Below are 879 nucleotides of genomic sequence, written 5' to 3'. Positions count from 1 at the left end.
CGAAAGTGCTTGCCGCACATGGGTAACCAACGCGCCGACGTCGACGCGGGCGGGCAGCAGTGCCAGGCCCTCGGTGTGGTCGGTCAGCACGTGGGTTCCGGCGTAGGCGTCCAACGCCGATTGGACCAGCCGATCCGGCCGCCGCGTCGCGAGGTGGAAGACCAGGACGCTGTGGCGTGCGGCCACTTCGATCTGCGCGGCTTGGGCAATGGCTTGATGGGGGCGCCCGTGCAGCAACGTGGCCAGTAGTTCGTTGCGGAGCCGATGGTCTTGGCTACGCAGATCCTCTTGGACCTGCACGTGCGCCAGGACAACTCCGGGCATCGCGATCGCCAGGCCGTCGAGCAGGAACGTGCCTGCGGCAGGTAGCTCATCGGGCCCGGTCAGCTCAGTGATCGTCTGCCACCACACTTTAGCGCCCAGCAGGTATGCCGCCAGGGCCGCTTCCAGGGGAACATGGTCGAGTGCACGGCGCCCGGACAACTCCACCAGCCGGGTCAGCTCGTCGGCGTGCATGGTGTCCTTGTCGCGCAGCAACCTCAGCAGAACGCCCAAGGCAGCTGTCACCGATTCGGTGACCGGACCCGCGAGCGTCTCGGCGGGCAGCTCGCGGTAAAAAGGCACTTCGACCGCGCATCGGCAGACCACCTTGCGGGCCATTTCCGGGAGTCTGGGCGCCAATCGGTCATACAGCTCCGCCATCGGCAGATCGTCACATCACCCAAACGAGACGGTCAATATCTGAGCTGGCGGCCACTGCCGCGCCGGGCCTGGCCGGGCTCACACTGTGCGGAAGGAAGCCACTTCAGCTCTGAAGGAAGCGTTCATGTCTCTGCCATCACGCAGCGCCCGGCCCGGTCCCCGTCGCCTCTCCCCCGC

General features: G+C 66.8%; 1 protein-coding gene. It reads right to left on the bottom strand.

The features are described 5' to 3' along the window. A partial coding sequence (locus tag DBO33_RS42505; protein ID WP_199857087.1) for a hypothetical protein occupies positions 1 to 702 on the bottom strand: 702 nt, incomplete at its 3' end. Positions 703 to 879: the final 177 nt, after the last annotated feature.

This window comes from Nocardia suismassiliense, from assembly GCF_900269665.1.
In the GTDB taxonomy this organism is placed as follows: Bacteria; Actinomycetota; Actinomycetes; order Mycobacteriales; family Mycobacteriaceae; genus Nocardia; species Nocardia suismassiliense.
The sequence above is the reverse complement of the archived record's forward strand: the minus strand, read 5'-3'. Positions and strand labels throughout refer to the sequence as shown.